The organism is Streptomyces sp. NPDC026538 (genome assembly GCF_055567535.1).
Genome location: NZ_JBVHQG010000001.1, coordinates 928,923 through 944,195, shown reverse-complemented (window position 1 = coordinate 944,195; position 15,273 = coordinate 928,923). Strand labels below are relative to the sequence as shown.

At 71.3% G+C, this 15,273-nt stretch carries 14 protein-coding genes; 12 read left to right on the top strand and 2 right to left on the bottom strand.

Annotated features, from left to right (window positions below):
* Positions 1–52: 52 nt before the first annotated feature.
* Positions 53–319, bottom strand: coding sequence for a protealysin inhibitor emfourin (locus tag ACZ4N4_RS04270; RefSeq protein ID WP_467584243.1), 267 nt, complete (start codon positions 317–319; stop codon positions 53–55).
* 21 nt (positions 320–340) lie between these two features.
* A complete protein-coding gene (locus ACZ4N4_RS04265; protein WP_453572847.1) occupies positions 341–1,426 on the bottom strand; it encodes a M4 family metallopeptidase in 1,086 nt (361 codons plus the stop codon).
* 319 nt (positions 1,427–1,745) lie between these two features.
* Between ACZ4N4_RS04265 and leuA the strand changes: the two genes are divergently transcribed.
* The 12 genes from leuA to recO all read left to right on the top strand — a co-directional run bounded on the left by leuA (position 1,746) and on the right by recO (position 15,258).
* Positions 1,746–3,467 carry a 2-isopropylmalate synthase gene (gene leuA / locus ACZ4N4_RS04260; protein ID WP_450755479.1) on the top strand — a complete coding sequence of 574 codons (1,722 nt, stop codon included), beginning with the start codon at positions 1,746–1,748 and terminating at the stop codon, positions 3,465–3,467.
* A 185-nt stretch (positions 3,468–3,652) separates the two neighbouring features.
* Positions 3,653–4,348: a tellurite resistance TerB family protein gene (locus tag ACZ4N4_RS04255; RefSeq protein WP_453379606.1), complete on the top strand. Its 696-nt coding sequence runs from the start codon at positions 3,653–3,655 to the stop codon at positions 4,346–4,348.
* Between the two features lie 109 nt (positions 4,349–4,457).
* Positions 4,458–5,639 carry a sialidase family protein gene (locus ACZ4N4_RS04250; protein ID WP_453572850.1) on the top strand — a complete coding sequence of 394 codons (1,182 nt, stop codon included), beginning with the start codon at positions 4,458–4,460 and terminating at the stop codon, positions 5,637–5,639.
* Positions 5,640–5,790: 151 nt separating this feature from the next.
* Complete coding sequence (locus tag ACZ4N4_RS04245) at positions 5,791–6,324, top strand: SigE family RNA polymerase sigma factor (protein ID WP_453572853.1); 534 nt, start codon at positions 5,791–5,793, stop codon at positions 6,322–6,324.
* On the top strand, positions 6,321–7,256 hold the full coding sequence (locus tag ACZ4N4_RS04240) for a hypothetical protein (RefSeq protein ID WP_467584240.1): 936 nt from the start codon (positions 6,321–6,323) through the stop codon (positions 7,254–7,256). Before ACZ4N4_RS04245 ends, ACZ4N4_RS04240 begins: the two co-directional genes overlap by 4 nt.
* A 287-nt stretch (positions 7,257–7,543) precedes the next feature.
* Entirely contained in the window at positions 7,544–9,139 is a 1,596-nt protein-coding gene (locus ACZ4N4_RS04235; RefSeq protein WP_467584238.1) for an ABC transporter substrate-binding protein, read from the top strand.
* Between the two features lie 4 nt (positions 9,140–9,143).
* Positions 9,144–10,103 carry an ABC transporter permease gene (locus ACZ4N4_RS04230; RefSeq protein WP_453572860.1) on the top strand — a complete coding sequence of 320 codons (960 nt, stop codon included), beginning with the start codon at positions 9,144–9,146 and terminating at the stop codon, positions 10,101–10,103.
* On the top strand, positions 10,100–12,142 hold the full coding sequence (locus ACZ4N4_RS04225) for a dipeptide/oligopeptide/nickel ABC transporter permease/ATP-binding protein (RefSeq protein ID WP_467584235.1): 2,043 nt from the start codon (positions 10,100–10,102) through the stop codon (positions 12,140–12,142). Before ACZ4N4_RS04230 ends, ACZ4N4_RS04225 begins: the two co-directional genes overlap by 4 nt.
* On the top strand, positions 12,139–13,137 hold the full coding sequence (locus ACZ4N4_RS04220) for an oligopeptide/dipeptide ABC transporter ATP-binding protein (RefSeq protein WP_467584233.1): 999 nt from the start codon (positions 12,139–12,141) through the stop codon (positions 13,135–13,137). Before ACZ4N4_RS04225 ends, ACZ4N4_RS04220 begins: the two co-directional genes overlap by 4 nt.
* Positions 13,137–14,063 carry a dihydrodipicolinate synthase family protein gene (locus tag ACZ4N4_RS04215; protein WP_467584230.1) on the top strand — a complete coding sequence of 309 codons (927 nt, stop codon included), beginning with the start codon at positions 13,137–13,139 and terminating at the stop codon, positions 14,061–14,063. Before ACZ4N4_RS04220 ends, ACZ4N4_RS04215 begins: the two co-directional genes overlap by 1 nt.
* Before the next feature lie 171 nt (positions 14,064–14,234).
* Positions 14,235–14,459, top strand: coding sequence for a hypothetical protein (locus ACZ4N4_RS04210; protein WP_352218895.1), 225 nt, complete (start codon positions 14,235–14,237; stop codon positions 14,457–14,459).
* A gap of 49 nt (positions 14,460–14,508) precedes the next feature.
* The gene (recO, locus tag ACZ4N4_RS04205) at positions 14,509–15,258 is read left to right on the top strand and encodes a DNA repair protein RecO (protein WP_351691460.1); all 750 of its coding nucleotides are present in this window, start codon (positions 14,509–14,511) and stop codon (positions 15,256–15,258) included.
* Positions 15,259–15,273: the final 15 nt, after the last annotated feature.

Below are 15,273 nucleotides of genomic sequence, written 5' to 3'. Positions count from 1 at the left end.
ACCGGTAACAGAAGTCAACGTCCGGAGGTGAACTACCCGTTACCGCTGCCGATTAGGCGCCCTCCTTCAACACCCTTGAGATCAGCTCGCGTTGCTCGGAGGTCAGCCGCGGATCGGCCGCGTACACCGTCCGCCCGTCCACCGTGATCCGGTACGCGAACCCGTCCGGCACCCCGGGCGGCGGGGTGCCCTGGCCGGCCGCGAGCGCGTGCTCGGCCAGGGCCTGCCACTCATGGGCGTCGGGCTGCCCCGAGGTGTCCACCTCGGCCCGCCGCTCGATGCCCGCGAACCCACCCGTACGCCTCACCTGAATACGCATGGGTCCCTGTGTAGTACGGGATCAGCCGGTCTGCACACCCACCTGGGCCCACGCCTTGAGGACCGCCTCGGTCTCCTCGCCCTCCTCGAAGCGGGCCTTGGCCGCCGCCACGGTGAGCTTCGCGAAGTCCGTGAAGCGGGCGTCCGACCCCAGTTCACCGCCGGTGAGCACGTCGTACCAGATCCGCCCGGCCCGCTCCCAGGCGTTGCCGCCGAGGGCGGTGGCGAGCAGGTAGAAGGCGTGGTTGGGAATGCCGGAGTTGATGTGCACCCCGCCGTTGTCCCGGTTGGTCCTGACGTACCCCGCCATGGTCGCGGGCTGCGGGTCCTTGCCGAGGCGGGGGTCGTCGTACGCGGTACCCGGGGCCTTCATCGAGCGCAGGGCCACCCCGCGCACGCCCGGGGCGAGCAGGCCCTCGCCGATCAGCCAGTCCGCCTGGTCGGCACTCTGGCCGAGGGAGTACTGCTTGATCAGCGAGCCGAAGACGTCCGAGACCGACTCGTTGAGGGCGCCGGACTGGCCGTAGTACTCCAGGTTGGCCGTGTACTGGGTGACGCCGTGCGTGAGCTCGTGGCCGATGACGTCGACGGAGCTGGTGAAGTCGGTGAAGATCTGGCCGTCGCCGTCGCCGAACACCATCTGCTCGCCGTTCCAGAAGGCGTTGTCGTAGTCGCGGTCGTAGTGCACGCTCGCGTCGAGCGCGAGTCCGTTGCCGTCGATGGAGTCGCGCTCGTACGCCTTCAGATAGAGGTCGAAGGTGGCGCCGAGGCCGGCGTAGGCGCGGTTGACGCTCGCGTCCTGGCCGGGCTCGGAGCCCTCCTCGCGGACCTTGGCGCCGGGCAGGTCGGTACCGTGGCCGGCGTCGTAGACGGTGCGGCGCGGCGCGCTGTCCGGGGCCGCCGGGGCGGCGACGACGGTGAGGGTGCGCACGGCGGTGACCCGGCGGCGGACGCGGGCCGCGGAGTCGTGCTGCAGGGTGCGCAGCGCGGAGTCGGCGAGTGCGCCGTCCTCGTGCTGGGCGAGCTGGTCGAGGATGTGCGGCGGCACGATCCCGCAGAAAACGGGCGTGCGGCGGATGACGGGCTCAGAGCCCCCGTTGGTCGTCATGCACCGCACCCTCGCACTGAGTCACTCGACTGTCACTACTCGCAACCATGATTGGTGAAATACCGCGACAATTGATGACTCTGCGTGAGGGGGAGTGGTATGGCGCACGTTTTGTCCAGTTCGTCCCCACGGTCCCGCATACTGATACGGCGCCCCGCGTTCGAAGGGGCTCGACTAGCATGCGGAGCATCATGCGTTTCGGGCTGCTTCTTCTTAGCTGCCGCGGCGAGGGCCTGTAGTCCAGGTCGACTCCCTCCCCGCGGAGCTTCGTGTTGCGTCGTCGGCCGTCCTTCCGGACATCCTGAGGAGCCCCGCGATCATGGCGAACCGCCAGCAGCCCACCACCATGCCGATCCACAAGTACGGCCGCTACGAGCAGGTCGACATCCCGGACCGCACCTGGCCCCAGCAGCGCATCACCGCCGCTCCCCGCTGGCTCTCCACCGACCTGCGCGACGGCAACCAGTCCCTGATCGACCCGATGTCGCCCGAGCGCAAGCGCCGGATGTTCGACCAGCTGGTGAAGATGGGCTACAAGGAGATCGAGGTCGGCTTCCCCGCCTCCGGCCAGACCGACTTCGACTTCGTGCGCTCGATCATCGAGGAAGAGGGCGCTATCCCCGACGACGTCACGATCTCCGTGCTGACCCAGGCCCGCGAGGACCTGATCGAGCGGACCGTGGAGTCGCTGAAGGGCGCCCGGCGGGCCACCGTGCACCTGTACAACGCCACGGCGCCGGTCTTCCGGCGGGTGGTGTTCCGCGGCTCCAAGGACGACATCAGGCAGATCGCCGTCGACGGCACCCGCCTGGTGATGGAGTACGCCGAGAAGCTGCTGGGTCCGGAGACGGAGTTCGGCTACCAGTACTCCCCGGAGATCTTCACCGACACCGAGCTGGACTTCGCGCTGGAGGTCTGCGAAGCGGTCATGGACGTCTACCAGCCGGGTCCGGGCCGCGAGATCATCCTCAACCTGCCGGCCACCGTGGAGCGTTCGACGCCGTCGACGCACGCGGACCGCTTCGAGTGGATGCACCGCAACCTCTCCCGCCGTGAGCACGTCGTGCTGTCCGTCCACCCGCACAACGACCGCGGTACGGCCGTCGCCGCCGCCGAGCTGGCGCTGATGGCCGGCGCCGACCGCGTCGAGGGCTGCCTGTTCGGGCAGGGCGAGCGCACCGGCAACGTCGACCTGGTCACCCTGGGCATGAACCTGTTCTCGCAGGGCGTCGACCCGCAGATCGACTTCTCCGACATCGACGAGATCCGTCGTACGTGGGAGTACTGCAACCAGATGGAGGTCCACCCGCGCCACCCGTACGTGGGCGACCTGGTCTACACGTCCTTCTCCGGCTCCCACCAGGACGCCATCAAGAAGGGCTTCGACGCCATGGAGGCCGACGCGGCCGCGAAGGGCGTCACCGTCGACGACATCGAGTGGGCCGTGCCGTACCTGCCGATCGACCCGAAGGACGTCGGCCGCTCCTACGAGGCGGTCATCCGGGTCAACTCGCAGTCCGGCAAGGGCGGTGTCGCCTACGTCCTGAAGAACGACCACAAGCTGGACCTGCCGCGCCGGATGCAGATCGAGTTCTCCAAGCTCATCCAGGCGAAGACGGACGCCGAGGGCGGCGAGGTCACCGGATCCGCCATCTGGGCGGTCTTCCAGGACGAGTACCTGCCGAACCCGGAGAACCCCTGGGGCCGTGTCCAGGTGAAGACGGGTCAGTCGACCACCGACACCGACGGGGTGGACACCCTCACCGTCGAGGCCACCGTCGACGGCGAGGACACCGTCCTGACCGGCTCGGGCAACGGCCCGATCTCCGCGTTCTTCGACGCGCTGCAGGGGCTGGGCATCGACGTACGGCTGCTGGACTACCAGGAGCACACGATGAGCGAGGGTGCCTCCGCGCAGGCCGCCTCCTACATCGAATGCGCGATCGGCGACAAGGTTCTGTGGGGGATCGGCATCGACGCGAACACGACGCGTGCGTCGCTGAAGGCGGTCGTGTCCGCCGTCAACCGCGCGACGCGATAACCGCTCTGACCGGCGGTTTAGGGGCCCTGATCGTGCTGTACGGCGATCAGGGTCCCGTCGTATACCGGCCATCCGACCGTGGAGGTCACGGAAAGGTCTCGTACGGGGTACTGACTCCACCTCACCGATGTGGCTAACATCACGCCAGCGGTGGCGATGTTGCCACGGCGTTAAGGAGGTGCGACGTGCTGCCAGTACGGGGACGAGACGGCCGAACCGCCAGGCCTGCCCGCATTCTGGGCACCCGCACCGCATGGACGCCCGTCGGCGACGGCGAGTTCTTCTGCCCCGGCTGCGGAGGCGACCGCAACTACCAGCGGCTCACCGGCCGCCGCCGCTTCACCCTGCTCGGTGTGCCGGTGCTGCCGCGCGGCACCACCGGGCCGGTCGTGGAGTGCGCCGCCTGCCGTCACCACTTCGGCACCGACGTCCTCGACCACCCGACCACCTCCCGCTTCTCCGCGATGCTCCGCGACGCCGTGCACACCGTCGCCCTCGCCGTCCTCGCGGCGGGCGGCGCCTGTGCCCGTACGTCCCTGGAGGCGGCCGCTGCGGCGGTCCGCGCGGCCGGCTTCGAGGACGTCACGGAGGAGCAGTTGAGCGCGCTCGTCGACGCGCTCGCCGCCGACACCGGCCGGGTCTTCGAGCAGCCGGGCGGTGCGAGCCTCGCGATAGAACTGCACGAGGCCCTCGACCCGCTGGCCCCGCACCTCGCCCCGGCCGGCCGCGAGTCCCTGCTCCTCCAGGCCGCCCGGATCGCGCTCGCCGACGGCCCCTACACCAACGCCGAACGCGAGGTCCTCGGCACGGTCGGCGCGGCCCTGACCATCTGCGCCGACGACGTGACCCGCCTGCTGGCGGCGGCCCGCACCCCCTCCTGAGCCCCCGCGGAAACTGACGGTGTGCCAAACCGCGTGACCCGTTCGGCCGTTGCGGGGGTGCGGTGAAGGCGGCGGGGAGGAACATGGAAGGGTGAGCCATGTGTCTCCTGTGACCCGTGTGAGCCGGATCTCCCTCGCCGCCGCCCTGCTGCTCGGGGCGTTCACCGTCGAACCCAGGGCCTGGGCGGCGACCTGCGAGTCCGCCGTGCCGTATGTGTCCGGCGAGGGCGGCTACGCCCAGTACCGCATCCCGGCCGTCGTCCGCACCTGGCACGGCACCCTGCTCGCCTTCGCCGAGGGCCGGCACAGCACCACCGGCGACAGCGGTGACATCGACGTCGTGTTGCGGCGTTCCTCCGACGGCGGCTGCACCTGGAGCCCGCTCCAGGTGGTGGCCGACGGCAAGGGGAACACCCGGGGCAACCCGGCACCCGTGGTCGACCCGCGCACCGGCGACATCGTCCTGGTGACCTCCTACAACGACGGCTCGGTGAGCGAGGCGCAGATCATGCGCGGCCAGGTCACCAAGGAGCAGAGCCGCCGGGTGTTCGTGCAGCGCAGCCGGAGCGACGGCCGGTCCTTCACCGCCCCGCGGGAGATCACGGCGCAGGTGAAACCCTCGGGCTGGCGCTGGTACGCCACCGGTCCCGGCCATGCCGTCGCCGTCACCGAGGGACCGCACCGCGGCCGTCTGGTCGTCGCCGCCGACCACTCCGGAACGCCGCGTCCCGGCTCCTCCGACACCGGCCAGGAGGCCAGGTACTACGGCGGTCACGCGATCTACAGCGACGACGGCGGCCGCAGCTGGCACCTCGGCTTCGTCGACGGCTCCTACACCGGCCGCGACAACCCCAACGAGACCACCGCCGCCCAACTCCCCGACGGCCGCCTCTACTTCAACGCCCGTGACCAGAACGGCAGCAGCCCCGGCAACCGCCTCAACGCCTGGTCGAGCGACGGCGCGGAAACCCTGGACGCGCAGTACACCGTCCAGCCGACCCTGCGCCGGGTCCCGGTGGTCGAAGCCTCGGTCCTCCAACTCCGGGGCTTCGAAGCCCCGTTGCTCTTCTCCGCCCCCTCGATCCCGACGGCCCGCCAGGCCATGGCCCTGTGGACCAGCGCGGACGAGGGCATCAGCTTCGACAAGCTCCTCACCCTGTCCGGCCGCAAGGCGGCCTACTCGGACCTGGTGCAGGTGGACAGGAGCACGGTGGGCGTGCTGTACGAGACGGGGACGCGGACGGCGTACGACACGATCGAGTTCCGGCGGGTCGCGGCACCCCGGGAGTGAGCCGTGGCGGTGAACCGGCCGCCGCCGCGTACCGGCCGCCGCCGTGTACCGGCCGCTGCCGTGCGCCGGCCGCCTCCGTGAACCGGTTGTTGCCATGAACGGGGCAACCGAATCCACCCCGCCGGTGGTCTGGAGGGCGAGGGGGTGGCTGATGCAGGCCGAACTCGAGGCCCAGTTCCAGGAATTCGTCAGAGCACGGTGGTCCCATCTGGTGCGGACCGCCTATCTGCTCACCGGCGACCCGCACCACGCGGAGGACCTCACGCAGACCGCGCTGGCGAAGGCGTACCGGTCGTGGCGCCGGGTCTCCGGCACCGACCGTCCGGAGGCGTACGTCCGCCGCATGCTGGTCAGCTGCAACAGCGACCGGTTCCGCAAACGGCGGGTCACGGAGTCGCTGACCGCCGCGCCGCCCGAGCGCGCGGGGCACGACGACGCGGTCTCCCGGGCCGACGAGCGCGGCACGCTGCTCGCCGCCCTGGCGGAACTGCCGCCCAGGCAGCGCGCCGTGGTGGTGCTGCGGTACTGGGAGGACCTGTCCGAGGCGGAGGTCGCCGACGTGCTCGGCTGCTCCCCGGGCACGGTCAAGAGCCAGGCGTCCAAGGGCCTGGCGAAGTTGCGTACGTTTCCGGGTCTCGCGCAGACCATGAGCCAAGCGGGATCCGGGCAGGGAGGCACCAGGTGAGCGGCGAGAAGCAGGGCACACAGGCCGATCCGGACTTCGAGGAGCGGGTCCGGGCGCTGCTGGCCGGGGACGCCTCGGCGCTGCGGCCGTCGCCGGTGCCGTATCCGGAGATCCGGCGGCGGGGGGTGCTGGAGCGACGGCGGCGGCGCCTCGGGGTGACCGGGGTGGCGCTGGCGACCCTGGCGGCGGTGCCGGTCGGCGCGTACGCGATCGGCGGCGGCAGCACCACGACGAGCCCGGCGGGCCCAAGTCCCACCGTGCGGTCCAGCCCGCGCCCGACAGCGACACCGTCGGCCACCCCGACAGGCCCGGCGCGGCCGGTTTCCGCGGACCAGCTCCTGGACGGGATCACCTTCGAACAGGCCGCCGGCGGACTCGGCAAGTGCCTGGACTACAACAAGGCGCACCGGCTACCCAAGGACCCGTCCTACACCGACCTGGGGCGACCCGCCGACTACCGGATCATCCTGGCGATGCGCAGCACCGGCGACTCGAACGCCCCCGGCGACGGCTACTTCGTGGTCGCGGTGCGCGAGAAGCCGACGGCGGCCCGGCTCATCTGCGACATCAAGGGCGGCGAGGCCTCCGGGCTGAACACCAGCACCGGGGACCCCTTCGGCGACTCGGCCATGCCGGTGATCCCGGACATCAACAGCGGCAAGCTGTACCAGCAGTCGTACCTCGACAAGGGCAACTGGAAGCTTCCGTTCCGCTGGGGGATCATCGGCAGCTACCGCAGCTCGGTGGCCAGGATGACCGTGTCCTACGGCGACGGCACGGGCGAGGCGGTCCTCGACCACGGCTGGTTCGTCGCCGCCGGCACCCTGCACCAGCAGGTCACGAAGTCACCGCGCCTCAAGGGGTACGACCGCACCGGCAAGCTCGTCTACGACTCCGACCAGGACGCCTCGTACGAGAAGACGCTGCCCTAGCGCAGGGCCTCCACGCCAGGGGACGACGGAGGAGGCGGCGGAAGGAGCCGCAGAGGGGCGGGCCGGCGGTCGGCGCCGGTCACCGGGGAGGTGGCCGGCGCCGGGCGGGCTGTCGGGGAGCGGCCGGCTGGGCGGCCACCGTGGCGCCGTCCAGCCACGCTTATTGGTCCGACCTCTGATGGTTTACGCCATTCGTGTGCGGTGCCTTGACCGTCCCGAAGCCCCCTCTTATGGTCGCGCTTACACATGACGTCCGACGTCTCCTTTTCCCCCACGCTGGAGGCACCGTGCGCGACGAGGCGACCCACGGCCGCAGGACGTTCCTGAAACACGCCGGCGCACTGGGGGCGGCCGCCTCGCTGACGGCCTGCGGGCCCAAGTCGACGATCGACCTCGGCGGCAGCGGCTCCGACCGCACCCTGACGGCCGTCATCGGCTACGGCAACGACGGCAGCTGGGACCCGACCCAGACCGCGTCCGCGTTCGCGATGGCCGCCAACAACCACATCTACGAGGGCCTCGCCGACACCGACCCCATCACCCGCGCCCCCTATCCGGCGCTGGCGACCCGGCTGCCCGCCGACCCGGACGCCACCACCTGGCGGTTCACCCTGCGCCCGGGCGCCACCTTCCACGACGGCAGGCCGGTCACCGCCGACGACGTGGTCTTCGTCTTCGACCGGATCCTCGACCCGGGCACCCAGACCCTCGCCAAGGGCTTCTTCGCGAGCTGGCTGAAGGAGGCCCGCAAGATCGACAGCCGGACCGTCGACCTGGTCCTGAGATTCCCCTTCCCGGACGGGGTCGCCCGCCTCACCCTCGCCAAGATCATGCCCAGGCGCGTGTTCTCCCGGCCCGGTGCCTGGGACGACGCGATCAAGGGACTCGCGGTGGGCACGGGACCGTACCGGCAGACCGGGCACCACCCGAAGTCGAACACCACCTTCGCCGCGTACGACGGCTACAACGGCCCCCGCAGGGCCGCCTTCCGGCGGATGAACTGGCTGACGATCGTCGACGCGGCCTCACGGGTGGCCAGGATCTCCGGGGTCGGCGCGGGCGCACAGATCTCCGACAACATCCCCTACGCCAACATCACCCGCCTCGAACAGGGCGGACTGTCGGTCGGCGGCGGCGCCGGGATGAACAACCTGTTCCTGATGTTCAACACGCGGCACAAACCCTTCGACGACGTCCGGGTCCGGCAGGCCCTGCACTACGCCATCGACAAGGCGAAGATCGTCGAGGTCGCCCTCAAGGGCCACGGAAAACCGGCGAGTTCGTTCCTGAACGAGACCAACCCCGCCTACCGCAGGGCGAAGACGGTCTACGACCACGACCCCGAAAGGGCGAAGGCGCTCCTCAGGGCGGCCGGCGTCAGCGGGCTCAGAATCGACATCCTCGCCGTCAACGTGAGCTGGATCGTCGACTGCCTGCCCACCATCAAGTCGTCCTGGGACGCGATCGGCGTCGCCACGACCCTGTCCCCGCAGGAGACCACGGCCGTGTTCACCAAGATGGACCAGAAACAGGACTACCAGGTCGTCGCCGCCGTCTCGAACCCCAACCAGTTCGGCCTCGACGCCGACCTGATCATGCACTACAACTACGGCCCCGAGAACCTCTGGATGGGGTACGCCCGCTGGTCCGACAACGCCGTCGCGAAGCGGCTCTTCAAGGACATGGACGCGGCCACCCGCGAACCGGACCCCGAGAAGAAGAAGACGATGATCCAGGACTACGTCGACATCGTCGCCGAACAGGCCGTCCTCTACCCGGTCGTCCACAACGAGCTGATCACCGCCTGGGACCCGCGCAGGCTCACCGGCATAAGGGCCCAGCCCTACCCCGGCATCAACGTCCTGACGGCCAAGTGGGCCTGACGGCATGAACGCCGTCCTGCGCATCCTGCTGCGCCGAATCGTCCTGCTGGTGCCGCTGCTGCTCGGCATCGCCCTGTTCGTGTTCCTGGTGATGCGCTTCTCCGACGTCGACCCGGCGTCCGCGTTCTTCCAGGGCGCCAACCCCACCCCGCAACAGCTCCACGACTTCCGCGAACGCAACGGCCTCCTCGACCCCCTGCCCCTGCGCTACGTCCACTTCGTCGGCGGTCTGCTCCACGGCGACCTCGGCACCAGCGCCCTCACCCGCACCCCGGTCCTCGACCAGGTCGCCACCGCCCTGCCGCTCACCCTCCAGCTGACCTTCCTCGGCCTCGGCATCGCGGTCGTCCTGGCGCTGGCCGGCGGTGTCACCGCGGCCATCCACCGCGACCGCTGGCCGGACCAGGCCATCCGGGTGCTCTCGCTCGTCGGCGTCGCCGCCCCCGCCTTCTGGCTGGCGCTGCTGATGATCCAGTACCTGGCCGTCGACCGGGGCTGGTTCCCCTCCGGCGGCTACATCAACCCGGAGGACTCCGTCACCGGCTGGCTGAAGACCATGGCCCTGCCCGCCCTCGCGCTCTCCCTCCCGGTCGCCGCCCAGCTCACCCGGATCGTCCGCACCTCGGTGGTCGAGGAACTCGACCGGGACTACGTCCGCACGGCGATCGGCAGCGGGCTGCCACCCCATGTCGTGGTCGGCCGCAACGTCCTGCGCAACGCGCTGGTCAACCCCCTGACCGTGCTCGGTCTGCGGGTCGGCTACCTGCTCGGCGGCGCCGTCGTCATCGAGACCATCTTCGCCCTGCCCGGCATGGGCAAGCTGATGATCGACGCCGTGCAGAACGGCGACCCGGCCGTCGTCCAGGGCGTGGTCCTCACCACCGCGACCGGCTTCGTCGTCGTCAACCTCGTCATCGACGTCCTCTACCTGCTGGTCAACCCCCGTCTGAGGGAGGCGACATGACGACGTTCACCCGCGCGGCCCTCACCACCGCCCTGGCCCGTCCCGGCGTACGACTGCGCAGACTGTCCCCGCTGTCCAGGGCGGCCCTCGTCTTCCTGGCCGTGGTCGTCCTGGTGGCGGTGTGCGCGCCCCTGCTCGCCCCCGACGACCCCCTCGCCCAGCAGGCACCCGCCGACGGCACCGGGCACCCCTCCGCCGGCCACTGGATGGGCCAGGACAGCCTCGGCCGGGACATCCTCAGCCGGCTGATGTACGGCGCCCGCTGGTCCCTCGCCATCGGCCTCGGCGCGACCGGCCTCGCCCTGCTCGCCGGCGCGCTGCTCGGCGCGCTCGCGGCCACCTCCCGCAAAGGCGTCGACGAGACCCTGATGCGCTGCCTGGACGTGGTGATGGCGTTCCCGGGCATCGCCCTGGCCGCCGTCCTGGTCGCCGTCTTCGGCGGTGGCATCACGGTCCTGATCTGCGCGATCGCCTTCCTCTTCACCCCGCCCGTGGCCCGCGTGGTCCGGGCGAACGTCCTCGACCAGTACGGCGAGGACTACGTCACCGCGGAACGCGTGATCGGCGCCCGCACCCCCCACATCGTGCTCCGCCACGTGGCCGTCAACTGCGCCGCCCCCGTCCTGGTCTTCTGCACGGTCCAGGTCGCCGAGGCCATCGTCTTCGAGGCGTCCCTGTCCTTCATCGGCGCGGGCGTGCGGCCCCCGGACCCGTCCTGGGGCAGCGTCATCGCGGACGGCAGGAACATGGTGCTGACGGGCGGCTGGTGGGCGACCCTCTTCCCCGGCCTGCTGATCCTGCTCACCGTCCTCTCCCTGAACATCCTCTCCGAGGGCGTCTCGGACGCGTGGGCGTCCCCGGCGCCGCGGGAGACGGAGCCGACAGGGGCCGATCCGGTGGAGACCGTCGAGCGGGGCGAGGTCCTGGAGCTGCCCGGGCTGGCGGAGGCCGGCGAACGACTCCGCGCCCGCGCCCGGCCGCCCGTTCCGGACGGTCAGCCGGTACTGGCCGTGGAGCGGCTGGCCATCGGCTTCCCCGACCGCCACCGGGGCGTGAACATCGTCGACGGCATCAGCTTCGAGGTGCATCCGGGTGAGGTACTGGGCCTGGTGGGAGAGTCGGGCTGCGGAAAGTCCTTGACGGCGCTGACGATCATGGGCCTGCAGCCGAAGACGGCGCGGGTGACGGGCCGGATCGATTTCTCCCCCGGTGAGGGAACGCGCCCCAAAGGGGCGCGGGGCGGTATCGAACATGCGGCTACCGCCGTGCGGGCACGATCAACCCCCGCCGGCCCGCAGCCGCCCGTAGACCTGACCACCCCCCACCGCCGCCTCCTCGGCCACGAACTCGCGATGGTCTACCAGGACGCCCTGTCCTCCCTGAACCCCTCCATGACCGTCAACGCCCAGCTCAAGCAGCTGACAAGACGCGGCGGCCACCACACCCCGGCCGAACTTCTCGCCCTCGTCGGCCTCGACCCCGGTGGAACGCTCCGCAGCTATCCCCACGAACTCTCCGGCGGCCAACGCCAGCGCGTCCTGATCGCCATGGCCCTCTCCCGCGACCCCCGCCTGATCATCGCCGACGAACCGACCACCGCCCTCGACGTCACCGTCCAGGCCCAGGTGATGGAACTCCTCCTCCGCCTCCGCGAGGAACTCGGCTTCGCGCTGATCCTCGTCTCCCACGACCTGGCCCTCGTCGCGGACGTCACCGACCGGGTGGTGGTGATGTACGGCGGACAGATCGTCGAGACCGGCGTCACCGCGGAGCTGGTCGCCGCCCCGGCCCACCACTACACGCGCGGCCTGCTCGGCAGCGTGCTGTCGCTGGAGTCCGGGGCCGAGCGGCTGACCCAGATCAGGGGCGTGGTGCCGTCCCCGGCCGACTTCCCGGCGGGCTGCCGCTTCGCGGACCGCTGCCCGGCGGCGAGCGAGGTCTGCCGTACGACGGCACCGGACCTGGTCGGCTCCCGTATCCACACCGCGGCCTGCCACCACCCGGCCGTCGACCTGGCGAGCACCGAGGCGGTGACATGAGCGCGGTGGAGCTGGCCGGCGTCCACGTGGTCCACCGGTCCCGCGGTGGAGGTGTCTTCGGCCGGGACCGGGTGTACGCGCTGACCGGCGCCGATCTCACCGTGGCGCCCGGCGAGACGGTCGGCGTGGTCGGCGAGTCGGGGTGCGGGAAGTCGACGCTGGCGAAGGTGCTGGTCGGCATCCAGCGGCCGACCGCCGGCACGGTCACCGTCCACGGCCGCGACCTGTGGGCGATGCCGGGGGCCGAACGCCGGTCGGCCGTCGGCGCCGGCACCGGCATGATCTTCCAGGACCCGTCGACGGCCCTCAACCGCCGGCTGCCGGTGCGCCGTATCCTTCGCGACCCGCTGGACGTCCACGAGCGCGGCACCCGGGCCGAACGGGAGGACCGGGTGCGGGAGTTGATGGGCCTGGTCGGTCTGCCCCGGGCCCTCGCCGAGGCCCTGCCCGGCCAGCTCTCCGGCGGACAGCGGCAGCGGGTGGCGATCGCCCGGGCGCTCGCCCTGGACCCCGACCTGGTGGTGGCGGACGAACCGACCAGCGCGCTGGACGTCTCGGTCCGCGCCCAGATCCTCAACCTCCTCCTCGACCTGCGCGAGCGGCTCGGCCTCGCCATGGTCTTCGTCTCCCACGACATCCAGACGGTACGGCGGATGAGCGACCGGGTGATCACCATGTACCTGGGCCGGATCGTCGAGGAGACCCCGGCCGCCGAGGTCAGCGAGCACGCCCGGCACCCGTACACCAGGGCCCTGTTCTCGGCCACTCCCGGCCTGCTCCGCCCGATCGACCCCATCCCGCTCACCGGTCCGGTCCCCTCGGCCACCCGACCGCCGTCCGGGTGCCCGTTCCGCACCCGCTGCTGGAAGGCGGACGACGAGTGTGCCGTCCGCATGCCTGACTTCACGGCCGCGTCACGCACCGCTCACCGCTACCGCTGTCACCATCCACTGGAGGAGGACCAGCCGAGCCACAGCCTGCCCAGGGAGCCCTGATGACCCTGCCCACCCCGCTGACCGGTGTCGTACCGCCCGTCTGCACCCCCCTGACCCCGGACCGCGAGGTGGACGTCCCGTCCCTGCGCGGGCTCGTCGACCATCTGGTGGCGGCCGGGGTGGACGGCCTGTTCGTGCTGGGCTCGACGTCGGAGGTGGCGTACCTGACGGACCGCCAGCGCAGGCTGGTCACGGAGACCGTGGTGACGCACGCGGCCGGGCGGCTCCCGGTGCTGGCGGGCGTGATCGACATGACCACGCCCCGGGTCCTGGACCACGTCGAGTCCGTCACCTCCGCCGGCGCGGACGCGATCGTCGCCACCGCGCCCTTCTACACCCGCACCCACCCCGCCGAGATCGCCCGCCACTTCCGGCTGGTCGCCGACGGCTCGCCCGTCCCGGTGATCGCCTACGACATCCCGTCCGCCGTCCACACCAAGCTCCCCGCCGACCTGGTGCTGGAGCTGGCCGCCGACGGGGTGCTGGCCGGGCTGAAGGACTCCAGCGGCGACCTGGCGGCCTTCCGCGAGGTCGTCACCGGCAGCCGGGGCCTGCCCCGCTTCAGCGCGCTGACCGGCTCCGAGCTGACCGTCGACTCGGCCCTCGCGCTGGGCGCCGACGGCGCGGTACCGGGGCTCGCCAACGTCGACCCGGACGGCTATGTCCGTCTCCACCGGCTCTGCCGGGCCGGTGACTGGGAGCGGGCGCGGGCCGAACAGGAGCGGCTGTGCGCGCTGTTCGCGATGGTCCGGGTCGGCGACGGGCGCCGGATGGGCGGCAGCTCGGCGGCGCTGGGCGCGTTCAAGGCGGCACTGCATCTGCGCGGGGTCATCGGATCCCCGGTCACCGCGGAGCCGCAGGTGCCGCTGTCGGAGGCGGAGATCGAGTGCGTGGGCAAGCACCTGGCGGCGGCGGGGCTGATGTGAGCCGGCGCCGCAGCGGCCGCGGACGGACGGCTGTCACCGCGCGCACGGCAGGCGGTCCCGGAAACCGGGCTCGGGCGGCCGTGCGGGACAGACTCCGGCCGAGTCTAGGCACGCAGCGCCACCTCGGTGATGCGAAGCGTGAAATTCACGGAGGCGGGGGAGCCAGGTGAGGTGAACGCGAAGAACCTCCCCCTCGGCTCCTGCGCCGTCGACACCCGTACCGGACGGCTGGGCATCGTCATGGGGCACGAAGGCCCCTATGTGCAGCTGAGGCCGTACGGGGGAGGGCGGGAGTGGGACGCCCACCCGGACGCCGTACGGATCGCGACCCAGGCCGAACGGCTCAGCGCGGCCACCGCCCACGCCAACGCCCGCAGCCGCGGCGAGGTGCCTTGAAGGTTCCGGTCCGGACCGGTCCCCTGCCACGGCAGGGCAGAATGGGCCCATGAGCCTGTTCCGCGACGACGGCATCGTGCTGCGCACCCAGAAGCTGGGTGAGGCGGACCGGATCATCACGCTGCTCACCCGTGGACACGGCCGGGTGCGGGCCGTCGCGCGTGGGGTGCGGCGGACCAAGTCGAAGTTCGGGGCGCGGCTCGAGCCGTTCTCCCATGTCGACGTGCAGTTCTTCGCGCGGGGCAGCGAGCTGATCGGACGCGGGCTGCCGCTGTGCACCCAGAGCGAGACCATCGCGCCGTACGGCGGCGGGATCGTCACCGACTACGCCCGGTACACCGCCGGGACGGCCATGCTGGAGACCGCCGAGCGGTTCACGGATCATGAGGGCGAACCCGCGGTGCAGCAGTATCTGCTGCTGGTGGGGGCGCTCAGGACACTCGCCCGCGGCGAGCACGCACCCCACCTCGTCCTCGACGCCTTCCTGCTGCGCTCCCTCGCCGTCAACGGCTACGCGCCCAGCTTCGACTCCTGCGCCAAATGCGGGATGCCCGGCCCGAACCGTTTCTTCTCGGTCGCCTCCGGGGGCAGCGTCTGCGTCGACTGCCGGGTGCCCGGCAGCGTCGTACCCTCCCCGCAGACCCTGGTTCTCCTCGGCGCGCTGCTTACGGGAGACTGGGAGACGGCGGACGCGGCCGAGGCACGGCACGTCCGGGAGGGCGGCGGACTGGTGTCCGCCTATCTGCACTGGCACCTGGAGCGGGGGCTGCGCTCGCTCAGGTACGTAGAGAAGAGCTAGAGGGAGACGAGAAGC